This is a genomic window from Tistrella sp. (assembly GCF_002684955.1).
In the GTDB taxonomy this organism is placed as follows: Bacteria; Pseudomonadota; Alphaproteobacteria; order Tistrellales; family Tistrellaceae; genus Tistrella; species Tistrella mobilis.
The window spans coordinates 61923-84732 of the sequence record NZ_NYWI01000021.1; the positions used below are offsets into that span (position 1 = coordinate 61923).

Here is a 22810-nt window from a genome sequence, read left to right on the forward strand (position 1 = left end):
ACGAGATGACCCGCGATACCACCGACCTGGCCACCCGGCTTGCCGCACTGGACCCCGCCCGCCGGGCATTGCTGGAGCGGAGCCTGGCTGCACGCCGGACGATACAGTCTGCGGATCTGCCCACCGATCTGCCCACCGATCTGACCGGGGCCGTCGCACGTCTGCTGGCGGCCAGCCCCGCCGCCCGGGCGATGGTCTTAACCCTGCGGGAACTGAGGGTCGGAAAAGGCGGGGTCGTCGGGGTGCTTTTAGCCGAAACGGCTAAGCATGGGCCCGAAATAGCCGCAATGGCTATTTCCGCCGGGCTGGCCACCGGCGCCGATGTGCTGGTGGCGGCAGATGGCGATCGGATGCCGGGCGACATGATCACGCTGCCCTCGGCCGACCTGCCCTGGCCCGAGGTGCCGGCGACCACCCCGGCGGTTGCAGCGGAACCGGTTGGACGGGTGCTGATCGACGGGTCGGATGGGTACCAGCCGGTCGATCTGGCGGGACGCTTCGCCCGGCTGGCGGAGGTCTTCGCCGGGGCACGGCGGGTGGCGGTGGAAAGCGGGACCGACGACCCGGATGCCGTGGCGGCGCTGATGCTTGCGGCCGCAGGCGGGCTGGGCCTGACCGGGATCGAAGCGGCGACCACCCGGCCGCGGGCCATGCTGGCGCGGCTGGCCGCATCGCCGGCCCAGGCCATGGCCATCCGGCCCGGATCGCTGGCCCGGCTGATCGAGGCCGCAGGCGGCAGCGACCATCCGGGGCTGACGGGTATCGCGGCGATCGATTTCGGCGGGGCGGCAGTGCCGGCGGCGCTGGTGGCGAAGCTGCCCGGCCGGCGGCTGTACTGCCATTATGCCGATGGCAGCGGCGCACCGCTGGCCGGATGGGAGATCGACCCGGCGCTGGTGACGGGAGAGACCGCACCGGCAGGGCGGCCGCTCGCCAAGGGACGGATCCGGATCGTGGACGGCAGCGGCGCGATGGCGCCGGCCGGCATGGTGGGGCGGATCGAGATCCGCGCTGCCACGGAGGGGGACACCGCAGAGGGAGGGGCCCCCTGGGTCGCGACCGGCGATGCCGGACGGCGCACGCGCGACGGGCTGCTGGAAACCCTGGCCCGGCCGGATGGCCGGCTGCGCCGGGACGGACGGCTGCTGGATCTGCCGGCGCTGGAACGGCGGATCGCTCGCCTGCCCGGGGTGGCGGATGCGCATCTGCGCCTGCGCCGCACGGACACGGGGCCGGTTCTGCTGGCCGCCCTGGTGCCGGCCGGTGCGCCCGAGCGGGCGGCGGCCGCCCTGGCCGCCCTGCCCGGCTGGTGCCGGCCCGAGGCGGTACAGCTGGTCGACCATCTGCCGCTGACCGCCGCGGGCGAGATCGATGTGGCGGCGCTGGACCAGCTGCCGGTGCCCGACGAGGCCCTGCTGGAGGCGGCGGACGCCGCCCTGGCCCCGGCCGCCCCGATGGAGGAGCCGGACGCGGTGGACCTGGCGCGGCTGGCGGTGCTGCCGCCCGCACCGGACCGGCGCGCGCCGCCGCCCGAAACCCTGATCGCCACCGGCGCGCCGCTGCCCAGGCCGCGCTTTCGCACCCTGCCCGAGATTCTGGACCATGCGGCAGACCATGCGGCCGCACGCGGGATCGGGATCATCCGCGACGGCCGTGGTACGGTGGAGCAGATCGACCATGCCGGGTTCCGCGACCGGGTGCGGCTTCTGGCGGGCGGGCTGGCCCGCGCCGGGATCGGCCGGGGTGACCGGCTGCTGCTGGTGGTGACCGACGTCGCCGACTATCTGACCGGCTTCTGGGCCGCGCAATGGCTGGGCGCCGTGCCGGTGCCGGTATCGGTGGCGGGCAGCTGGACGGCGGAAGACGGCAATGCCGCCAAGCTGCTGCAGACCCGCCGGCTGCTGGGCCATCCGCCGGTGCTGGCCGATCGCGGCCGCGCCGGCCTGATCGCCGATTTCCTGGCCGCCCACGAGGACGACATGTCGGCCGGGCCGGTGCTGGACCCGGCGCTGCTGGCCGAAGGCGATGCCATGGAAGAGGCGGTGGCGGCGGACCCGGATGCGCCGGCAATCCTGCTGCTGACCTCGGGCTCGACAGGTGCGCCCAAGGCGGTGGTGCAGACCCACCGCACGCTGATCGCCCGGACCACCGCAACCATCGCCCATCGCGGCTATGGGCCCGGGGATCTGTCGTTCAACTGGATGCCGCTGGACCATGTGGGCGCGGTGGTGATGTTCCATCTGCGCGATCTGGCCGCAGGGGCCGGGCAGATCCATGCGCCGATCGATCTGGTGCTGGCCGAGCCGCTGAACTGGCTGCGCTGGATGAGCCGCGACCGGGTGACGGTGAGCTGGGCGCCGAATTTCGCCTTCGGCCTGATCGTCGCCGAGGCGGCGCGGCCGGGGGCGCTGGACGGGATCGACCTGTCGGCGCTGCGCATCCTGATCAATGCCGGCGAGGCCATCGTGCCGCGCACCGCCCGGCGCTTCATCGCGGCCCTGGCCCCGCACGGGCTGGGAGCTGCGGTGATGAAGCCCGAATGGGGCATGTCCGAGACCTGTTCGGCGGTGATCTGTTCCGACGGCTTCACCCTGGAGGGGACCACGGATGACGACATGGCCGCCGATCTGGGCGGCCCCGTGCCCGGCACCGCCTTCCGGATCGTGGAGGCGAGCGGCATGCCGCCGGTGGGGCGGCTGCAGGTGAAGGGGCCGACGGTGACCCCGGGCTATCTGGAAAACCCCGAGGCCAATGCCGAAGCCTTTACCGCGGACGGCTGGTTCGACACCGGCGATCTGGGCACGATGACCGGAGGCCGGCTGAAGATCACCGGCCGGGCCAAGGACGCGATCATCGTGAACGGCCGCAATCTGCACGCCCACGAGATCGAGGCGGTGGCGGAAGAGGTGCCGGGCGTGGCGGTGTCGTGGACGACCGCCTTCGCCAACCGCCCGGCCGGGGCCGATACCGACCGGCTGGTGGTGACCTGGGTTCCCGAAGAACCGGTGGTCGATCGCGAAACCGTGGCCGGCGCGATCCGCGCCCGCATCGCCCGCCGGCTGGGGGTGACCCCGGCGGCAGTGGTGGCGGTGCGGCGCGAAGACGTGCCCAAGACGGCGATCGGCAAGATCCAGCGCGCCCGTGTCCGCGCCGATTACGAGGCCGGCCGCTTCGGCGGGCTGGTGGCGACCCCGGCCGCCGGCGCGCCCGATCAGGGCCTTGTGGACCTGCCGCTGGCCCGGCCGGTCTGGCGGCCGGCGGCCCTGCGCCGGCCCGATCCGGCGACGCGGGCGGTGATCCACCAGTCAGACGGCGAAGATGCCGTGGCGGCGATTGCGGCCCTGCGCGACCGGCTGGCGCCGCTGCTGACCGAGGGCAGCGGCCGGCTGCGGCTGGTGCTGGGGGTGCGCGGGCTGGAGGCGATCGACCCCGGCGACCCGGCGCCCGAACCGGCCGCGGCGGCGCTGGCCGCCTGGGCGGCGAGCCTGGCCGAAGAGACCGGGCGGCTGGAACTGCGGGTGGTGGATCTGGACCCGGGCAGCGATGCCGCAGCCAGAGAGGCGGTGCTGGCCGAAGAGGCCGGGCATGCCGCCCCCGAACCGGTGGTGGCCCGGCGCGGCAGCCGGCGGCTGGCCCGCCGGCTGGAGCCGCTGGACATGGAGCTGCCCGCCCCGCGGCCGCTGCCGATCGGGGCGGGCGGCATCTGGCTGCTGGCCGGCGGGACCGGCGGGCTGGGGGTGGAACTGGCGGAGCTGCTGGGCCTGCGCTTCGGGACGCGGCTGCTGCTGGTGTCGCGCAGCGATGCCACGGCGGACCCGATGAAGGCGGCCCGCCTGGCGCGACTGAGCGCCGCCGGGGTGGAACATCTGGCGATGACCGCGGACGTAACCGACCGCGCGGCGCTGGAGGCGGCCATTCATACGGCCCGGAGCCATTGGGACGCGCCGCTGGCCGGTATTGTGCAGATGGCGACCGAAGGGGCGCTGGACGCACAATGGGCGGAGATGGCCGATCGCGGCGGGCTGGCCGACAGTGATGCGGCGCTGGCGGCGACCATCGGCCCGAAACTGGAGGGCACCCGCAATCTGGTCGCGATCGCGCGCGACCATGGCGACCTGCCGCTGATCGGCTTCGGCACGGTGAACGCGCTGTTCGGCGCGCCGACGCTGGGCGCCTATTCGGCCGCCAATGCCGCCATGGCGGCGGTGCTGGCCGGCGAACGCAGCCGCCGCCAGGCCATCGCAACGGCGACAACCGGGCCGGTGACGACCATCGACTGGTCGATGTGGGACGGGCTGGGCCTGGCCCAGGGTGCCCCGGAACCCGCCCGCGCCCGCACCCGGGCGCTGGGCTACCGGATCATCGGCCGCAGCCAGGGCCTGCGGGCGCTGCTGGCGGCGCTGGCGCTGGACCGGCCGCGGGTGGTGGCGGGTGTGGATGCCGGCAGCCACCCGGTGATGCGGCGGCCGCGTGCGGCACCGCCGCGGCCGCTGCTGGTGCCGGTGACCCGGGGAAGCGTCATCAACGCCACCGACCGTTTCGGCCGGCGGGTGACGATCGGCACCGGGGCCGCCGCCCCGGCCGGGCCGGGCCCGGTTGCCGACCCGCCGCGCGGGCCGGTCGAGACCCGGATCGCGGCGCTGTGGTGCGAACTGCTGGAACGGCCGGCGATCGGCCGGCACGAGAACTTTTTCGAGATCGGCGGCCATTCGCTGCTGCTGGCCCGGCTGCGCGCCCGGCTGGTGCCGCTTGCCGGACGCGAGATCGGCATCGTGGAACTGTTCCGCCACCCCACCATCCGCGACCTGGCCCGCCTGGTTGCCGCAGACACCGCCGAGATCGAGGCCGGGGAATGACCGCCGACACCGCCGACACCGCGCAGAGCTTCCCCGTCCACACCGTGCCGATCGCCGTGACCGGCCTTGCCTGCCGCGCAATCGGCGTGGACGGCCCCGATGCCCTGCGCCGGGTGCTGCTGGAAGGGCGCGACGTGCTGGCCCGCCATAATGCCGCCGATGCCGCGGCCCTGGGCGTGCCCGCCGCCCTGGCGCGGGATCCGCGCTATGTCGGCACCGCGGCGATGCTGCCGGGACAGGAGAGTTTCGACCACGCGCTGTTCGGCCTGTCGCTGCGCGAGGCGGAGCTGCTGGACCCCCAGCACCGGCTGTTCCTGGAACTCTGCCGCGAGGCGCTGGAAGATGCCGCCTGGCTTGCCCCCGCGGCCGGGCGCCGGGTGGGGGTGTTCGGCGGCTGCGGCAGCCCGATCTATCTGATGGCCCGGCTGGCCGGTGCCGGTGCGGCGCTGGAAGCGGCGGGTGCGACGGCGCTGAGCTTTGCGGCCAAGCCGGATTTTCTGTCGCTGCGCGTGGCCTATCGGCTGGATCTGCGCGGGCCGGCGATGACCGTGCAGACCGGCTGTTCGACCGGCATGAGCGTGGTGCAGGCGGCGGTGGCCGCACTTGCGGCCGGCGAGTGCGAGGCCGCACTGGCCGGTGCCGCCTGCCTGACCCGGCTGGACCCGGCCGGCTATCTGCACCATCCGGGCGCGATCGAAAGCCCGACCGGCCGCTGCCGGCCCTTCGACGCCGCGGCCGACGGCACGGTCGGCGGCAGCGGCGGCGCGGTGGTGGTGCTGAAGCGGCTGGCCGATGCCGAACGCGATGGCGACCATATCCATGCCGTGATCCGGGCGGTGGCGATCACCAATGACGGCGGCGCCAAGATCGGCTTCACCGCGCCGGGCGAAGCGGCCCAGGCCGAGGCGGTCGCGCGCGCATTCCGTGCGTCCGGCATTCACCCCGATACGATTGGCTGTGTTGAGGCCCATGGCACCGCCACGGCGCTGGGCGACCCGATCGAGGTGGCGGCGCTGACCCGCGGCTTCCGGGCCGCCGGCGGCACCCGCCTGGCCCATGCGGCGCTGGGATCGGTGAAGGGCAATCTTGGCCATGCCGATGCGGCGGCCGGCATGCTGTCGATCGCCAAGGCGGTGCTGTCAGTGGCCCATGGCGAGATCTACCCCACCGCCAACACCACCGCGGCCAACCCCGAATTGCGGCTGGCCGAAACCCCGTTCCGCCTGCCGACCGCACCCGAAGCCTGGCCCGCCACCGGGCATCCGCGGCGGATGGCGGTGAACTGCTATGGCATGGGCGGCACCAATCTGCACGCCATTCTGGAACAGGCCCCGGCCAGCAACCCGCGCGCGGCAGCGCCCGCGGGCCCGCTGGTCTTCGTGCTGTCGGCCGCAGATGCGGAGATGCTGGAGGCGCTGGCTGGCCGCATGGCCGCGGCCTTCACGGCCGATGATGCGCCTTCGGCCCTGGATGTCGCCTTCTCGCTGGCCACCGGCCGGCCGGCCCTGGCGGCGAGGCGAGCGGTGGTGGCGCGGGATGTGGCCGAGGCCGCAGCGCTGCTGACCATGCCCGCCCCTGCCCTGCCGGTGCTGCGCGATCGGCCGGTCGTGATCGACGGCGCCGATGCCGGCTGGGCGGCGCTGCTGCCCGATCTGACCGACAGCCCCGATGCCCGCGGGCTGGTCGACGGGGTGGCGCCGGCACGGCTGGTCTTCGGGCCGGACAATGCGCCGACGGGCGATCCGGCGGACCCGCTGATCGTGGATGGCCGCAACCGGATGCAGGCGCTGGCGCGGCTGTGGTGCCTGGGGGTACGGGTCGACTGGACGGCGGTGTTCAAGGACACCAGCCCGCGGCGGGTGCCGCTGCCGGTGATGCCCTATCGCCCGACCCGCTGCTGGATCGACCTGGCACCGGCGGAGCCCGCGACCGCTGCGGCCGTGGCGCCGGCCGCCATGACGCCCGCTTTCGTGGAGGCCCCGCTTGCCGCCGGGACGGCGATGCCCGCAACCATCGTCACCGGATGTGCCGCGCCGACGACCGGCCTTGGAACCACCCTGCCGCTGGCCGAGGCCGGTGCGGTGACCGGGCGGGTGCTGCTGGTGCTGCCCGGGGCGCTGGGCCTGGCCGGACGCCGGCCGGCCGACCCTGAGGAACTGCGCCAGGCCAGGGCCCTGCGGGCCCGGCCCGGCGTGGATCTGACGATCATCGACACGGCCGCCGCGGCGGATCTGCCGCCCGCCGCCGCATCCGCGCTGGCGGCCCGCATCCGCGCCGAGGCGGCGGGTGATGCCCCGGCGGTGGCCTTCGACGGCGCCCGCCGGCTGGTACTGGTGGCCGAAACGGTGGCCGCCGACGATGCGGCACCGCTGCCGGATGACGGCTGGCCAGCGCCGGAGACAGCCGCGCCGGAGACCGCAGGGCCGGACCTGGCCGAACCCGCAGCCTCGGCCGCCGCAGCCCGGCTTGCCGCCCTGCCGGTGGAGCCGGCGCGCGGGCCGGCGCTGGATGCGGCCCTTGACCGGCTGTGCGCCGCGCACAGTGTTGCCATGCTGCGCACAGGCGGCGTGGAGGTGGCACCGGCGGCCGAAATCACCCGGGCCGGGCTGGACCGGCGGATCGGGCTGGTGCAGGGCCAGGGGCAAGGACCGATGCAGGGATGGGGCCGCATGCTGGACGCGGCCCTGGCCGATCTGGCGGCCGACGGGCTGCTGACCATTGCCGGCGACCGGCTGATCTGGGGGCCGGCGGTGGCCGATCTGCCGACGCCTGAGGCGGCGGCCGCACGGGTGCTGGCGATCGACCCCGATCATGCCGGGCTGGTGGCGCTGATCGATCATTGCATGGCGGCCCATGGCGAGGTCTTCGCCGGCCGGCGCCCGGCCACCACGGTGATCGCGGGGCGCGAGGCCGGCCGGCTGTTCGCGGGCGCCGGCCCGGCGATCGAGCGCCATTCCAGCCGGGCCCGGGTGCTGGATGCCGCGGCCGATGCGGTGGTGGCGGCGGTGGATGCCGCGGCCGCCGCCGGGCGAACGGCCCGGATCGTGGAGGTGGGCGGCGGCACGGGGGCCTTCACCGGCCCGGTGCTGGACCGGCTGGCCGGCCGGGCGGTCGACTATCTGTTCACCGATGTCTCGGGCGAATTCGTAGCGCGGGCACGGGCGACGCTGGCCGCACGCGGGCTGACCGGGGTGCGGGTGGCACGGTTCGACGTGTCGCGCGACCCGGCGGATCAGGGGCTGGAGACGGGGAGCGCCGATCTGGTGCTGGCGCTGGACGTGATCCACGCCACCGCGGATCTGGGCGTCTCTCTCGACAATGTCGCGCGGCTGCTGCGGCCGGGCGGGCTGCTGCTGCTGGCCGAACTGGTCGTCGCCCGGCGCTGGGTGAACGCGATCTGGGGCCTTGCCACCGGCTGGTGGGTGATGGCGGATGACCGCACCACCTCTCCGCTGATCGATCCGGCCGCCTGGCGGCGGGTGCTGGAAGGCGCGGGCTTCGCAACCGAAGCGGTGCTGCCTGATACCGACGGCGCCGATACCCGCCTGTTCATTGCCCGCAACACCCGCACGAGCCTGACTGACCTGGCGCTGCACGCGGGCGAGTTGCCCGAGGCCCTGTCCCCGGCCAGGCGGCATGTGCTGATCCGCCCGGCCGCGGCGGGTGATCTGGTCGCCGCCGCCCTGGCCGGGGCGGAGGCGCGGGCGCTGGAATGGGCCGCTGGCGTCGAAGCGGTGGCCTGGACAGGAGACGGGCGGCCGGATGCCGGGCTGCGCGGCCTGCTGCGGCGCACGGGAGCGGCCGTGCTGATGCCGCCCGCGCCCGCCGCCGATGTGGCAGCGGCGGCGCCGGTGGATGGCGATGCGGCCTTCGCCCTGGTGGCGGGGCTGTGGCACGACCTGCTGGGGGTGACGCCCGAGGATGCGGCCGCCGATTTCTACGCCGCCGGCGGCGACAGCCTGATCGCCACGCGCATGCTGGCGCTGCTGGCCGAACGCCACGGGCTGGAACTGCCGGCCTCTGCCCTGTTTGCGGCAACCACGGCGGGCGAGATGGCCGGGCTGATCCGTGCCGCCGCCCCGGCGGCGGAACCGGCCGCGATGGAGAGCGATGCCGAGCTGCTGGACCTGCTGGCGGATATCGAGAGCATGTCTGACGACGAGATCGCCGCCGCCATGGCCCGGCTGGAGGGGCAGGAACCGGATGGGCGGGAGGTCGCCGAATGACCGCGGATATCTCCGCCCGGCTGGACCGGCTGAGCCCGGCGCAGCGTGCGCTGTTCGAACGCATGCGCGGCAAGCGCCCGGACCCTGCCGCTGCGCCTGAAACAGCGCCCGACACGGCGCCAGAGGCAGCGCCGCTGTCCTTCGCGCAGGCGCGGCTGTGGTTCCTGGACCGGCTGCAACCGGGGAGCCCGGCCTACAACATCGCCTCTGCCGTCGAGATCGGCGGGGAGATCGACCCGGCGGCGCTGGATGCGGCGCTTCAGCAGGTGATCGCCCGCCATGGCGTGCTGCGGACGCGGTATGAGGAGGGGGCGGATGGCCCCCGGCAGATCGTGGACCCGGCCCCGGCCGGCCCGGTGCTGCGGCTGGCCGATGCGCCGGATGCCGCGGCGGCGGCGGCCCTGGCCACGGCAGAGGCGCGCCGGCCCTTCGATCTGGCCACGGGGCCGGTTTTCCGGCTGCTGCTGATCCGGATGGCCCCCACCCGGCATGTGCTGGCGGTGACGGTACACCATATCGCCGCCGATGCCTGGTCGCTGGGCATTCTGTTCGACGAGTTGATGGCCGCCTATCGCGCCCGGCTGGACGGGCTGCCGGCGGATCTGCCGGTGCTGACCACCAGCTATGCCGCCTATGCCGCGGAACAGCGGGCGGCGCTGGATGCGGCGGCCGAGGCCCGGCTGCTGGACTGGTGGCGCCACCGGCTGGACGGGCTGCCGGTGCTGGACTGGCCGGCGGGCCCGCCACGGCCGCCGATCCAGCGTTTCGAGGGTGCAGCCCGGCGCTTCGACGTGCCGGCGGCGCTGACCGCGGCCGTGGAGGCGCTGGGCCGCCATCATGGTGCATCGACCTTTCAGACCCTGATGGCGGCGGCGCAGGTTCTGATCCATCACGAGACCGGCCAGCGCGATTTCGCCCTGGGCGCGCCGGTCGCCAACCGGCGGCGGCGCGAGCACGAGGCGCTGATCGGGTTTTTCGTCAACACCCTGCCCTTCCGGGCCAGGTTCGACGACGACCCCGCCTTCACCACCTGGCTGGAACGGCTGCGCGACGATGCGCGCGCGGTTCTGGCCCATCAGGACCTGCCGTTCGAGAAACTGGTCGAGGCGCTGGAAGACACCCGCGACCCCAGCCGCAACCCGCTGGTGCAGGTGGTGCTGGCCTTCCAGAACGCGCCGGTCGGCAGCGGTACCGCCCCCGGCGGGTTGAGCCTGCGCGGGCTGGAGACCGATCAGGGCATCGCCCGCTTCGACCTGGAGATCCATCTGACCCGCGCCCCCTGCGGCGGGCTGGCGGGCATGATCCTGTACGACACCGCGCTGTTCGATGCGGCGCGGGTCGACCGGCTGGGGCGGCGCTTCGTGCGGCTGCTGGAGATGGTGGCCGCCGATCCCGCGCGGCGGATCGGCGATCTGGTGCCGCTGCTGGACGAGGATCTGGCGGCGATCGCGGCCGCCGCCCCCGCGGTGCCGCCGGCGGCGGAACTGGTGCCGGTGCGGCTGGCGCGCATGGTGGCAGAGTGGGCGGCGGCGCCGGCGGTGGAGGATTTGGGCGGCTGGATCGACTATGCCGGGCTGGATGCGGCCGCGGCCCGGCTGATGCAGGCGCTGGCGGGTTCAGGGATCGGCCGGGGCGATGTGGTGGCGGTGATCCTGTCCCCGGGGCGGGCCGCCGCCGCGGCGGCAATGGGCATCTGGGCGGCGGGTGCCGCCTATCTGCCGCTGGATCCGCGCCACCCGCCGGCACGGCTGGCGGCGCTGATCCGCCGCGCCGGTGCGCGGGCGGTGGTGGCACCGGCCCTGCCCGAGGGGGTGGAGCTGCCGCGGCTGGATGTCGATTTCGGCCCCGGCTATGGGGGAGCCGCGGAGCAGGCGGCCCGGATCAACACGGCGGAGGATGCCGCCTATCTGATCTTCACCTCGGGCTCGACCGGCGAGCCCAAGGGGGTGGTGGTGCCGCATGGCGCGCTGGCAGGACTGGTCGACTGGCATCTGAATGCCTTCGGCACGGGGCCGGCCACGCGGGCGAGCCTGGTGGCCGGCCCCGGTTTCGACGCCGCGGTCTGGGAAATCTGGCCGGTGCTGGCCGCGGGCGGCACCGCCGTTGCGGCCGACCCCGCCATGCTGGCCGATCCTGCGGCGCTGGCCGGCTGGCTGGTCGACCAGCGGATCACCCAGGCCTTCATGCCGACCCCGCTGGTGGGCGGGCTGCTGGGCCAGACCTGGCCGGCGGAGACCGCCCTGCGGCTGGTGCTGGCGGGGGGCGAGCGGCTGAGCCTGCGGCCGCCCCAGGGTCTGCCCTTCCGGCTGGTCAACAATTACGGGCCGACCGAGGCGGCGGTGGTTGCGACATCGGGCACCGTGTCTCCGGGCGCGGCGGGTATGGGGCTGCCCGATATCGGCGGGGCGATCACCGGGGCGCGGCTGCATGTGCTGAATGCGGCCGGCCGGCCGGTCGGCATCGACATGCCGGGCGAATTGCATGTCGGCGGGCGCGGGCTGGCCCGGGGCTATGCCGGCGATCCGGTGCGCACGGCGCTGGCCTTCCGGCCCGACGCCACGGGCAATGGCGCGCGGCTGTATGCGACCGGAGATCTGGTGGTGCTGCGGGCCGATGGCCGGCTGGATTTTCTGAGCCGGGCCGACGACCAGGTGAAACTGCGCGGCCACCGGATCGAGCCCGCAGAGATTGCGGCCGCGATCCGCGCGCTGGACGGCGTGCAGGATGCGGCGGTGATCCTGCGCGAGGACGGCGCCGAGCCCCGGCTCTGCGCCTATGTGGTGGCGACGACCGCACCGGCGCGGCTGGCCCGCCGGCTGCGCGACCGGCTGCCGGGCTATATGCTGCCGGCGGACTGGGTGCAGCTGGACCGGCTGCCGCTGACGACATCGGGCAAGCTGGACCGGCGGGCGCTGCCGGCGCCCGAGATGGCGGCGGCGACCGGGGCCGTGGCGGAAACCGCGGCCGAACGGCTGATCGCCGACATCTGGGCCGAGGTGCTGGGCCGGAAGCTGCCGCCCGGCCGCGAGGATGATTTCTTCGCCCTGGGCGGCCATTCCCTGGCGGCGGCGCGGGTGGCGGCGCGGCTGCAGGCGGCGGGGCGGCCGCTGCCGCTGGCGACGCTGTTCCGCGCCACCACCCTGGCGGCGCTGGCGGCGGAGCTGGACATGGCCGCCGCACCGGATGACGACGGCGAGGTGGATCTGCCGGAGTTCGCACCGGTGCTGGCGGGCGAGGTGCCGCTCAGCCCCGGCCAGGCGCGATGGTGGTTCCTGGACCGGCTGGGTGCCGAGCCGGCAGCCGCGGTGATCTCGGCGGCGCTGGATCTGACGGGGCCGCTGGATGTGGACCGGCTGGCGGCGGCCTTCGGGCAGATCACCGCCCGGCATCTGCCGCTCCGCACCGCCATCCTGGCGGTGGACGAGCAGCCGCGGGCAGTGCCGCAGCCGGTGCCCGCACCCTGGCCGCTGCCGGTGCTGCCGGTCGCGGACGAGGCTGAGGCAAACCTGCTGGCACGGGAGCTGGCGGCCCGGCCCTTCGATCTGGCGTCGGGGCCGTTCCTCCGCACGCATTTGTTGCGATTTGGCGCTGATAGACATCGTTTGATTGTGGTTCTGCACCATGTCGCCGCCGATGGCTGGTCGATGGGCGTGCTGATCCGCGAGCTGCAGGATCTCTATGCCGGGCGGGTGCCGGCGCCGCTTTCAGTGGAGTATCCCGAAACCGCGCGGCGCGGGGCCGCGCTGACCGGCCGGGATCTGGCCTTCTGGCGGGATCGTCTGGACGGGCTGCCGCCGCCCCAGGCGGTGCCGGGGCAGCCGGAAGACCTGCCTGACGCCGCCGATCCGGTCGTGGTGGTGACCCTCCCCGAGGCCGCGAGCCGGGGGCTGGACGCGCTGGCACGCCGGGCGGGGGTGACGCCGTTCATGACGCTGCTGACGGCGGCCCAGATCCTGTTCGCGCGGCTGTGGGGCACGCGCGATTTCGCGCTGGGCACGCCGGTCGCCAACCGGCCGGACCCGGCCTCGGAAGCCCTGATCGGCTTTCTGGTCAACACGGTGGTGCTGCGCAGTTCGCTGGTGCAGGCCGATGACCGCCTGGACCGGCTGCTGGCGCAGGTGAAGGCCGATACGGTGGCGGCGCTGGCCCATCAGGCCCTCCCCTTCGACCGGCTGGTCGAGGCGCTGGATGTCGCGCGCAGCGGCACCGACAACCCGCTGTTCCGGGTGCTGGTCGCCTGGCAGCCGGGGGATCTGGCGACACCCGATCTGGCGGGGCTGGAGGTGACGCCCCGGCCCTCGCCTTTGATCGGCACGCGGCTGGATCTGGAGATCCACGGCCAGGCCGGGCCGGGCGGCTGGCATCTGGCTCTGACCTATGCGCCCCGGCGGCTGGCGCGCGCGGATGCGCAGGCGATCGGCGAACGGCTGGTGCGGGTGCTGACGGCGATGGCGGCAGAGCCGGACCAGCGCTGGACGGCGCTGCCGATCCTGGGCACCGACGAGGCGGCGCGGATCGATGCCGCGGCACGCGGGCGCCTGGTCACCCATCCGCGGGTGTTGGACGAGATCATGGCGCGGGCGGCGGAAGCCCCTGCCGCCCCGGCGCTGATCGACGGCCGGGGCAGCATCGACCGCGGCAGCCTGATCGGGCGGGCGGCGGCGCTGGCCCGGCTGCTGCCCGAGGCGCATGGCCGATCGGTCGGGTTGATGCTCGGGCGCGGTCGGGCGCATGGGATGGGGCTGCTGGGGGTGTGGCTGGCCGGGGCGGCGGCGATGCCGCTGGATCCCGATCTGCCGGATGCACGGCTGAAGACGATGATCGAGATCGGCCGGCCGGCGGCGATCATCGCCGATCCGGCGCAGCTGGACCGGCTGCGGTCGCTGACCGATCTGCCGGTGATGGTGCTGCCCGAGGGCGAGGCAAAGCCTGCGCCGGTGACGGCCATGCCCGACGATCCCGCCTATCTGCTGTTCACCTCGGGCTCTACCGGCATGCCCAAGGGGGTGATGGTGGCCTGGCGGACGCTGGACCAGCTGACCGGCTGGCATCGGGCGCGGCATCCCGTGCCGGCGCCGACGCTGGGCTTTGCGCCTCTGGGCTTCGACGTGTCGATGCAGGAGGCGGCGCTCGCCTGGGCCGAAGGCAGCCCGCTGGTGGTTGCCGACGAGACGGTCCGGCGCGACCCGGCGGCGCTGACCGCTTTCATCCGCGCGCATCAGGTCGCGCGGCTGTTCCTGCCGGTGGTGATGCTGCATGCGCTGGCCGATCATCTGGCCGCCCATCCCGAGCGGATCCCGACCTCGGTTGCGCTGATCGCGACGGCGGGGGAGCAGTTGCGCATCACCGCACCGGTGCGCGACTGGTGCCGGCAGAGCCCGTTTGCGATCGACAACCAGTACGGCCCGACCGAGACCCATGTCGTGGCGGCGGAACTGCTGCCGGCCGACGCCGTCGACAACTGGCCCGACCGGCCGGCGATCGGGCGGCCGGTGGATGGCGCGGTGCTGTTCGTGACCGACGCGGACGGTCGGGTTCTGCCCGACGAGGTGGCGGGCGAGTTGCTGATCGGCGGCACGGCCCCGGCGATCGGCTATGCCGGCGATCCGCTGCGCACGGCCGAGCGCTTCGTGACCGGCCCCGACGGCAGCCTGGTCTATCGCACCGGCGACCGGGTCATCCGTGGCCGGGACGGGCGGCTGACCTATCTGGGCCGGGCCGACGACCAGGTGAAGATCCGCGGCTTCCGGGTGGAGCCGGGCGAGATCGAGGCGGCGCTGGGCGCCCATGACGATGTCGCCCAGGTGCTGGTGACGGTGCGCGACATCGCCGGCGCCGCGACGCTGGTCGCCCATGTCGAGCCACGGGTGATGCCGGCCGACGCAGCCGGTTTCGCCGGCCGGCTGGCGGCCTGGCTGAAGACCCGGCTGCCGGCGCCGATGATACCGGCGCGCTGGGTGATCAGCCCGGCCCTGCCCCGATCGGCCAATGGCAAGCTGGACCGCAAGGCCCTGCCCGCGGTGGACGGCATCCCCCCCGGCCAGAGCGTCGGGGCCGCACCGGCGACGGAAACCGAGACAGCGCTGGCCGGGATCTGGACCGCGATCCTGGGCGTGGAGACGGTGTCGCGCGGCGACGACTTCTTCGCACTCGGCGGCCATTCGCTGCGCGCGACCCAGCTGGTTGCCCGCATCGAACGGGAGCTGGGCATCCGGGTGCAGCTGGCGACGGTGTTCGAACAGCCGACCCTTCAGGGCCTGGCCGCGGCGGTGGACGAGGCGCGCACCGACGCGCTCGCCGACGATCTGGCCCTTCTGGACGATGACGAGCTTGCCGCCCTTCTGGGCGACGACGACCTGAGCGCCCTTCTGGGCGATGACGACCTGAGCGCCCTTGCGGGCGACGACGATCCGGAGACCGCCGCATGACCGACGCCCCCCGCCCCTCGGCCGAGGCGCTGCGCGCGAAACTGAAGACGTTCTCGCCCGAACAGCGCGCGGCGCTGGAACGCAGGCTGGCGGCAGCCAGGGCGGGGGCCCCTGCCACCGGCACGGCGATCCCGCGCATTCCGCGCGACCCGCCGCCGGCGGCATCCTTCGCGCAGGAACGGCTGTGGTTCATCGACCGGCTGGCACCGGGCACTGCGGCCTACAACATGCCTGCCGTGCTGCGGCTGGCGGGCGCGCTGGACCACCGGGCGCTGGAAGACGCCATCGGGCGGATCGTCGCCCGGCACGAGGCGCTGCGCACCGCGCTGGTCGAACGCGACGGCCGGCCGGTGCAACTGATCGCCCCGCCGCCGGCTGCCTGGCCGATCGCGGTCGAGGATCTGAGCGACTGCCCGGCGGAGACGGTCGCAGCGCGGGTCGCCGCCGAGGCAGAGACGCCCTTCGATCTGGCACAACCGTTCAAGCTGCGCAGCCGGCTGCTGAAACTCGGGCCCGATGACCATCTGCTGCTGATCACCCTGCATCACGTCGCCTCGGACGGCTGGTCGCTGGGCGTGCTGACCGCCGAAATCGGCGCGCATTACGCGGCGGCACGCGCGGGCCGCGAAACCGACCTGCCGCCGCTGGCCTGCCAGTATGCCGATTTCGCCGCCTGGCAGCGCGGCCGGCTGAGCGGGGCGGCGCTGGAGCGCGAGATCGATCACTGGCGCCGCACGCTCGACGGCTTCGTGCCCGGCGAATTCCCGACCGACCGGCCGCGGCCGGCCGAGCAGCGCTTCGAGGGCGCGGTGGTCAGCCGCCGGCTGCCGGCGGCGCTGGCTGCGAAGGTCGATGCCGCAGCGCGGCGGCACAAGGCGACGCCCTTCATCATTCTGCTCGCCGCCTTCAACGCCCTGCTCGCCCGCTGGTCGGGCGAGGTGGATGTGTCGGTCGGCATCCCGGTCGCCAACCGCACCCATCCCGATCTGGAGGCGCTGATCGGGTTCTTCGTCAATGCGCTGGTGGTGCGGGTGCCGCTGGACGGCGACCCGACCATGGACGAGATCATCACCCGCAGCCGGGCGGCGGCCACCACCGCCTATGACCATCAGGACCTGCCCTTTGAACGGCTGGTGGCGGAGCTGGCGCCCGAGCGCGACCCGTCGCGGCCGCCGCTGTTCCGGATCGCCTTTGCGGTGCAGAACGCGCCCCGGGGCAGCGTCACCCTGGCCGGGCTGGAGCTGCGCCCCTTCACGGCCGAAATCACCCGCACCCGCATGGAGATGGAGTGGCATGTCTTCGAGCGCCGCGACCAGACCGGCGCCGCGGCGGGGCTGGACCTGGTCGTCGCCCATGCGACCGCGCTCTTCGACCGGGCGACGGTCGAGCGACTGATCGACGGCTTCACCGTGCTGCTGGAAGCGGGGCTCGACCGGCCGGAGACGCGGCTGTCGGCCCTGCCGGTGATGACGGCGGCCATGGAAAGGGCAGTGCTGACCGCGGGCCGCGGGCCGGCACCGCAGGCCATGCCCGCCCCCGACCTCAGCCGGGTGCTGGCAGAACGGCTTGCCACCGACCGGGTGGTGCTGGCAGAGGCTGGGGGCCCGCGGCTGACCGGCCACCAGTTGCAGGCGCGGGTGGAGCGGATGGCGGCGGCGCTGGCGGCGCGCGGGCTTGCCCCCGAAATCCCGGTGCTGCTGCTGATGGATCGCGGCATCGACCAGATCACCGCCACGCTCGCGATCTGGCGGGCGGGGCTCTGCCAGATGCCGGTCGATCCGGCCCAGCCCGATGCACGGCTGGCGGCGATGATCGCCGGCGGTGCCCCGGGGCTTGCGATCAGCACTGCCGAGGGGCTGGCACGGCTCGCCGCCCTCGCCCCCGATCTGCCCCGCTGCGGGCCGGCGGACCTTAATGCCGAGCCGCGGCCGCTGCCGGCGGTGCATGGCGACCAGCTCGCCTGGATGATCTTCACCTCCGGCTCGACCGGCACGCCCAAGGCGACGCTGGTGAGCCATGGCGGCGCGCTCAACACCGGTTTCGCCCAGGCGCGGATGCTGGGGCTGGGGACGGCCGACCGGGTGGCGCAACTCGCCTCGCCCGGCTTCGATGCCGCCCTCTCGGAACTGCTGATGGCGCTGATCGCCGGCGCCGAACTGATGCCGGTGCCGGCGGCGGTGGCACGCGACCCGCTGGCGCTGGGTGATTTCCTGGCGGCCGAACGGGTGACGGTGGCGACGCTGACCCCCAGCATGCTGGCGGCGATCGGCCGGGATCTGCCTGATCTGGCGGTGCTGCTGGTCGCGGGCGAGGCCTGCCCGCCCGAACTGGTCCGCCGCTTCGCCCCCGGACGGCGGATGGTGAATGCCTATGGCCCGACCGAATGCGCGGTCTGCGCCACCATGGCGGTCGGGCTGGACGCAGAAGCGGGGCCCCCGCCGATCGGCACCGCGATCGACGGCGCCGAGCTGCTGATCCTGGATCGCCGCGGCCGGCCGGTGCCGGATGGCGTTGCGGGCGAACTCTGCATCGGCGGCGCGGGCGTCGGCCGCGGCTATGCCGGGCGGCCGGACCTTACCGCCGAACGCTTCGTGCCCCACCCGGCGGCAGACCGGCCGGGCGCCCGGCTCTATCGCAGCGGCGACCTGGTCCGCCGCCGGCCCGACGGCGCGCTCGACTATCTGGGCCGGATCGACACCCAGATCAAACTCGGCGGCAACCGGATCGAACCCGGCGAGATCGAGGCGGTGCTGCGCGCCGACCCGGATGTGGCCGATGCGGTGGTGGATGTGATCGAGATGGAGAGGCCGGTTGCCGCCGCGCCCGCGGATGCGGGCAGCGGCCCGGCGATCGCGCTCCGCCCCGCCGATGCGCTGGCCGATGGCCGGCGGCTGGAACTCTGGCCCTCGATCGCCGAGCATTTCGTCTATGACGAAACGCTCTACCACGCCATGACCCATGACGAGGCCCGCAACGCCCATTACCGGGCGGCGATCCGCGCCGCGGTGCCGGGCAAGGTGGTGGTGGATATCGGCACCGGCGCCGATGCCATCCTGGCCCGGCTGTGCGTCGAGGCGGGCGCCGCGAAGGTCTATGCGGTGGAGCTGCTGAAAGCCTCGGCCGACGCCGCGCGCGCGACCGTGCGGCGGCTGGGGCTCGACGACCGGATCATCGTCGTCGAAGGCGATGCCCGGCGGGTGACCCTGCCCGAGCCTGCAGATATCTGCGTGTCGGAGATCATCGGCCCGATCGGCGGCTGCGAAGGCTCGGCCGTGATCCTGAACGATGTCTGGCGGCTGCTGAAACCCGGGGCGGAGATGATCCCGGCGCGCACGGTATCGATGGTGGCGGGGCTGGAACTGCCGGCGGGCTTCCGCGAGGCCCCGGGCTTTTCCAGCCTGACCGCCGGCTATGTGCGGCGGATTTTCGAGGATCGCGGCGGGCCCTTCGACCTCAGGCTCTGCCTGAAGGGCATCGGCCCCGATGATCTGCTGACCGATGCCGCCGTGTTCGAGGATCTGGACCATGCCGGGCCGGTCGCGACCGAAAGCCGGCATCGGGTGGTGCTGACCACCCGCCGCACCGGCCATCTGTCGGGGCTGACCGTCTGGCTGAAGCTGGAAGCCGCGCGCGGCCGGGTGATGGACACGCTGGGCGAGATCTGCTGCTGGTTGCCGGTTTTCCTGCCGGTCTTCGGCGAGGGCCGGCCCGTGGCCGCGGGCAGCCGCATCGCCATGACCATCACCCGCACGCTGCATGCCAACGGCATCAATCCGGATTTCCGGCTGACCGGCACGATCGAGATGCCCGACGGCACCAGCGAGCCCTTCGACTGGTTCTCGCCCAATCACGGCGCCGGGGCCGGCTTCCGCGCCTCGCCCTTCTATCGCCGGATCTTCCCGGAAACGGCAGTGCCCGACCTGCCCACCCCGACCGCGTCTCCCGGCACCGATCGCCGGCTGGTCGCCTGGGTCACGCCGCGCGGCGGGGCCGACCCCGAGGGCGATGCGGCGCTGGCCCGCGACCGGGTGGAGGAATGGCGGGCACTCTACGAGACCGCAGGGCCGGCCGCGGCAGAGACGGCAGCAGATCCGACGCCGGAGACGGACCCCGAAGACGCCCTCTTCGCCGGCTGGAACAGCAGCTATACCGGCCGGCCGATCCCGGTCGACGAGATGCGCGACTGGCGCGACCGGACGGTGACGGCGATCCGCCGCGCCATCCCCGCGGGACGCCGGCCGCATATCGCCGAAATCGGCTGCGGCGCCGGGCTGCTGCTGGAGCCGCTGGCGCCGGCTGCCGCCTCGATCCTCGGCACCGATTTCTCGGCCGCGACGCTCGCCGGGCTGGAAACCCGACTGGCGGGGCATGGCTGGGGCCATATCCGGCTGGAACGCCAGGAAGCCGCCGACCCGCTGCCGATCGACCACCCGGTCGATCTGGTGGTGATGAATTCGGTGGCGCAGTATTTCCCCGCCCCCGCCCATGTCGAAAAGGTGCTGCTGCGGATCGGCGCGGCCCTGGCCGGGGGCGGCGGCGCCTTCCTGGGCGATATCCGCGATCACGGGCTGGCCGGGATCTTCCATGCCTCGGTTCTGGCCTTTCAGTCCGGCGGCGCCCTGCCCGACCGCGACGACGTGGCCCGGGCGGTGGCGGCGGATGAAGAGCTGATGCTGGATCCGGCCTGGTTCCACGGCCTGATCGGCCGCATTCCGGGCCTCGCCCATGTCGAAACCCTGATCAAGCGCGGCCGGGGCGACAATGAACTGGTGCGCTATCGCTATGACGTGATGGCGGTGTTCGGCCCGGCCCCCGCGCCCATCCGCCCCGAGCTGACGCTGCCCTGGCCGGGGCCGGAGGCCCTGGCGACGCGGCTCGCCACAGTCGCGGGGCCGGTCGAGGTGACCGACATCCCCGATGCCCGGATTGCCGAAGACACCGCCCGGGCGATGCGGCTGGGGCTGGTTCCCACAACTGCCGCAGGTGATGCGGCCGATCCCGACAGCCTGCACGAGCTGGGCCTGCGCCTGGGCCGGGCGGTGCGGCTGGCGCCGGCGGCCTCCGGCATCGCGGGCGCGATGGATGCGCTGTTCGATGTGCCGGGCCTGGCCGACGACCCGCTGGCCCGGGGCTGGATGCGCAGCCCGCGGGCGCGGGGCCGGTTGGCAAACGATCCCTTGGCGCGCCGCCGCAAGGCCGCCCTCGCCGACCGGCTGCGCCGCCGGGCGCGTGAGGTGCTGCCGGCGGCGATGGTGCCGCAGGCGGTGATGGTGCTGGACCGGCTGCCGCTCGGCGCGTCGGGCAAGCTCGACCGGGCGCGGCTGCCGCGGCCCGAGACGGCGGCCGGCCGCCATCCGGCGCGCGATCCCGCCCGCGCCCTGCCGGCCGACCGGCTGGAAGCGGCGCTCCTGGCGCTGTGGGAAGAGCTGCTCGGCACCGCGCCGATCGGGGTGGAGGATGATTTCTTCGCCCTGGGCGGCCATTCCCTGCTGGGGGTGCGGCTGGTGGCCGAGGTGAAGGCGCGGCTGGGCGGCACGGTGCCGCTGGACCTGCTGATGCGCGCGGGCAGCGTGCGGGCGATGGCCGACCATCTGCGTGCGACAGATGCCGGGGCTGGAGATGCAGCGGCAGATGGCGGCCGCCTGGTGCCGCTCCGCCGCGACGGCAGCGGCGCCCCGCTCTTCTGCCTGCCACCGGGTGGCGGCACGGTGTTCTGCTATGGCCCGCTGGTCGACCGGCTGGCCCCCGGCCGCCCGGTCTGGGGCCTGCAGGCGGCGGGTGTGGAGCCGGGCGAGACCCCGCATGAAAGCCTGGAGGAGATGGCGGCCGCCTATCTGGCGGCGATCCGCCACATACAACCGAAAGGACCTTATCACCTGATCGGCTGGTCCTTCGGCGGGCATGTCGCCTATCAGATGGCGGCGATGCTTGAGGCGGCGGGTGAAGAGGTCGCGCTGCTGGCCCTGCTCGACACCTTCCCGCCCGAACATGTGCCGCGGGTGGATGAACGCTACCGGCGCGAGGAAGCCTATCTCGCCTATCTGGCCGGGCTGGCCGGGCTTGCGGTCGCAGAAGACGAGCTGGCACCGCTCACCTCGCCGGCGCGGATCCGCCTGGTGGCGGACCGCGCGGTGGCGGCCGGCGCCCTGCCCGCCCGCGACGCCGAGGGCACGGTGCGCCGCCTGCTGGCCCTGACCCAGATCTCGGGCCGCCTGGCGCGCGAGGCGCAGCTGCCCGGCTATGGCGGCCCGCTCGCCATGCTGCGCGCGGCCGAAGCCCTGACCCCGGCCCTGGAAGACCTGGCCCGCCACGACCCGGCCTGCGGCTGGGGCCGCCACGCCGCCGGCCGCCTCACCACCGCAACCGTGCCGGGCCGCCACGACACGATGATGACCGCCCCCCATGTCGACCGCCTGGCAACCGCGATTGACCATCTGCTGACGCAGACTGTCACCGAGACGGCGGCAGGGTAAGATCAGACCAGACCAACCACCAGAAGACATCCCCCCGGGGGGGGACCGGATACAGGAGATGCAGGATGAGCTGGGACGACGAAGAAGACCGTACGATCTATGAAGTGGTCGTGAACCACGAGGAACAGTATTCGATCTGGCCCGCCGACCGGGACCTGCCGCTCGGCTGGAACAAGGCCGGCAAACAGGGCCCGAAGGCGGAGTGCCTGGACTATATCAAGGAAGTCTGGACGGATATGCGGCCGCTTAGTCTGCGGAAGAAGATGGAGGAGGATGAGCGGCGGCGGCAGGCGGAGGAGAGGTGAGGTTTAGGGCGGGGCAATGTGACGCCGTGCCCCGCTTTTATGCGGGCCCCGGCCCGAACGGGCCGCCCGCGCTGGCCGGTGGCCGATGCTTTTTCCCGGCCATTTCCGTCATGCCCCTGACGTGGGCAACAACGCCGAGCGCCTTTGCGACATAGGCCGCATCGCCGGTTTCGACGGCATCGGCGATGAAGGCAGCGATTTCGTCGTCATCGACCAGTGCGGCGGCGGGGTCGTAGGTGGTGAGGGTTTCGGCCATCCTGGTTACTCTATTCTTTGGCGAACGTCTTGGCGGTGTCGCGGGCCGGTGACGCTTCATCGCCGTTTTTTCGCTGATCGAAAGGCCCTGCACACGCGCGGGAGGATCGACGTGAAGGCCCGCCACGTCATGCAATTCCCTTCGAGAAGGCCGCATCGTTCGACAGTTTGAACTTGGAACTGCCGCCAGCGACATGGGACACGGCGATGGGCTCTCCGGATCTTCCGAACCGTAATAACCGCCAGCCCACAGATCAAGGCCATGGC

At 73.7% G+C, this 22810-nt stretch carries 5 protein-coding genes and 1 pseudogene; 5 read left to right on the top strand and 1 reads right to left on the bottom strand.

All coding sequences use genetic code 11. The features are described from left to right. The first annotated feature begins 5 nt into the window (after positions 1–5). From CMO28_RS05845 to CMO28_RS05865, 5 genes are all read left to right on the top strand, one after another. Positions 6–4856: an AMP-binding protein gene (locus CMO28_RS05845; protein ID WP_296711009.1), complete on the top strand. Its 4851-nt coding sequence runs from the start codon at positions 6–8 to the stop codon at positions 4854–4856. Next, a complete protein-coding gene (locus CMO28_RS05850; RefSeq protein ID WP_296711013.1) occupies positions 4853–9082 on the top strand; it encodes a beta-ketoacyl synthase N-terminal-like domain-containing protein in 4230 nt (1409 codons plus the stop codon). Before CMO28_RS05845 ends, CMO28_RS05850 begins: the two co-directional genes overlap by 4 nt. Continuing rightward, positions 9079–15510: a non-ribosomal peptide synthetase gene (locus CMO28_RS05855; protein ID WP_296711016.1), complete on the top strand. Its 6432-nt coding sequence runs from the start codon at positions 9079–9081 to the stop codon at positions 15508–15510. The genes CMO28_RS05850 and CMO28_RS05855 overlap by 4 nt, the downstream gene beginning before the upstream one ends. Next, entirely contained in the window at positions 15507–21983 is a 6477-nt protein-coding gene (locus CMO28_RS05860; protein ID WP_296711019.1) for a non-ribosomal peptide synthetase, read from the top strand. The genes CMO28_RS05855 and CMO28_RS05860 overlap by 4 nt, the downstream gene beginning before the upstream one ends. 65 nt (positions 21984–22048) lie before the next feature. Beyond that, a complete protein-coding gene (locus CMO28_RS05865; protein WP_296711023.1) occupies positions 22049–22288 on the top strand; it encodes an MbtH family protein in 240 nt (79 codons plus the stop codon). A gap of 91 nt (positions 22289–22379) precedes the next feature. Here CMO28_RS05865 and CMO28_RS05870 read toward each other — a convergent pair. Further along, positions 22380–22544: pseudogene (locus CMO28_RS05870) on the bottom strand (addiction module antidote protein); the annotation flags it as partial. Positions 22545–22810 lie beyond the last annotated feature (266 nt).

What these genes read in the sequence shown, in the direction of transcription:
- CMO28_RS05850 (WP_296711013.1), top strand. Translation starts at nt 4,853, where the DNA reads ATGACCGCCGACACCGCCGACACCGCGCAGAGCTTCCCCGTCCACACC.
- CMO28_RS05860 (WP_296711019.1), top strand. Translation starts at nt 15,507, where the DNA reads ATGACCGACGCCCCCCGCCCCTCGGCCGAGGCGCTGCGCGCGAAACTG.
- CMO28_RS05865 (WP_296711023.1), top strand. Translation starts at nt 22,049, where the DNA reads ATGAGCTGGGACGACGAAGAAGACCGTACGATCTATGAAGTGGTCGTG.
- CMO28_RS05855 (WP_296711016.1), top strand. Translation starts at nt 9,079, where the DNA reads ATGACCGCGGATATCTCCGCCCGGCTGGACCGGCTGAGCCCGGCGCAG.
- CMO28_RS05845 (WP_296711009.1), top strand. Translation starts at nt 6, where the DNA reads ATGACCCGCGATACCACCGACCTGGCCACCCGGCTTGCCGCACTGGAC.